Origin of the sequence: Salipiger mangrovisoli (assembly GCF_015223355.1) — a bacterium.
Taxonomy (GTDB): domain Bacteria; phylum Pseudomonadota; class Alphaproteobacteria; order Rhodobacterales; family Rhodobacteraceae; genus Salipiger; species Salipiger mangrovisoli.
Genome location: NZ_JADFFK010000083.1, coordinates 1 through 1,688, shown reverse-complemented (window position 1 = coordinate 1,688; position 1,688 = coordinate 1). Strand labels below are relative to the sequence as shown.

Genomic DNA, 1,688 nt, shown 5'->3' with positions numbered 1-1,688 from the left:
CGGTCGAGCTGCGCCATCTCGGCCGCGGTCAGCGCGATGCCCTCCGACAGCGCCCTGGCGCGGGCGGCGAAGCGGCGCTCCGACGGCAGCCGCGCGCCCTGGCCGCTGATCGCGGTCAGCAGCCTCTCGCCCTCGGCGATGGGATCGCGGCCCGAGCGCCGGGCAAAGCTCTGCGGGTCGAGCGCCAGCACCAGCGCGCCGTGGCGCGGCAGCAGCCCGCCGCCGCCCATGAACTCCAGCGCCTCCTTGCTCATGAACTCGCCGAGCATCGCGCCGGCCAGCAGCTCGACCATGGTCGAGATCGCCGAGCCCTTGTGCGCGCCGAAGGTCAGCATCGCGCCCTCGAGCGCCGCGTCGGGATCGGTCGTCGGCTTGCCCTCGCGGTCCACCGCCCAGCCCTCGGGGATCGGCGTGCCGGCGCGGCGGTGCAGCTCGATCTCGCCGCGCGCGGCGACGCTGGTGGCGAAGTCGAAGACGTAGGGGGTCGGGCCGGGACGCGGCCAGCCGAAGGCGATCGGGTTGGTGCCGAGCAGCGGCTCCTTGCCGCCCGCGGGCGCCACGAAGGCGTAGCTCGGGCACATCGACAGCGCCGCGAGCCCGTCCTCGGCCAGCGCCTCGACATCGTGCCAGAGCGCCGAGAAATGCAGGCAGTCGCGGATCACCAGAGCCGCCAGCCCGGTCTCGCGGGCACGGGCGACCAGCGCGTCCTTGGCGGCGTAGAAGGCGGGGTTGGAAAAGCCGCCGCCCGCGTCCACCTCGAGCACCGCCGTGCCGCTGTCGTGCAGCTTCGGCACCGCGTCCGGCGAGACCTTGCCCGCCGCGAGCACGCGCAGGCAGCCCTCGATCCGGTAGATGCCATGCGACTTGCAGTGGTCGCGCTCGCCCGCCACGATCACATGCGCCACGGCCCGGGCGTTGTCGCGGCTCAGGCCGCTCTTTTCAAAGATCGCCTGGACACGGGTCATCAGCCCGTCGACGGAAATCATCTGCTGCTCGGCCATGGAAAGGCGCTCTCCTTCGGGGGGTCAGGCGGACGGGCGCGCCGGCCGGGGCCGGCTCACTTGTCCACGTCGATATAGGTGCAGGCCCAGAAGACCTTGGTTTCGGTGGCATCCACCGCCCGCAACCCGTGCTTGATGGTGCTGTCGAAATAGGCGCAGTCGCCGGGCTCGAGGATCACCCTCTCGTAATGCTCGACGGTCAGCTCGACGCGGCCCGAGAGCACGTAGAGCGTTTCCTCGCCATCGTGCGATTCCAGCTCGTCGCGGCGCAGCGGCGGGCGCTGCGCCACGGTGGTGACCAGCGGGATGATCTTCTTCTCGGCCAGCGCGTTGCACAGCACCTCGTATTCGAAGTTCTTCGAGCGCACCTTGCGGCCCTGCCCGGCGCGGGTCACCGTCAGCCGGGTCGGCTGCTGCGCGTCGTGGTCGGCCGAGAACAGCCGTTCCATGCCGATGTCATAGGCGCGGGCGATGCGCACGAGGTTCTCGTAGCTTGGCGAGACCCGGCCGTTCTCGATCTTGTGGATCGTCGAGAGCGCCAGCCCGCTGCGCTGCGCCGCGACCTCCAGGGTGAAGCCGCAGCCGAGGCGCACGGCCTTCATCCGCGCACCCAGCTCGTCGCGCAGCTGCTGGCGCTCCGCTTCCCAGCCGCCACCGTCGGAGACGGCGCCATCTTTTTCCGCTTCG

2 protein-coding genes are annotated in these 1,688 nt (G+C 71.2%); both read right to left on the bottom strand.

Going from position 1 to position 1,688, the window contains the following annotated elements; translation table 11 throughout:
* Window positions 1–1,001 (bottom strand): Ldh family oxidoreductase (locus IQ782_RS29520; RefSeq protein ID WP_194138228.1); only part of this gene is annotated, 1,001 nt, incomplete at its 3' end.
* Window positions 1,002–1,057: 56 nt separating this feature from the next.
* Window positions 1,058–1,688: helix-turn-helix domain-containing protein (locus IQ782_RS29515; protein WP_194138227.1), on the bottom strand; the 631-nt coding region annotated here is incomplete at its 5' end.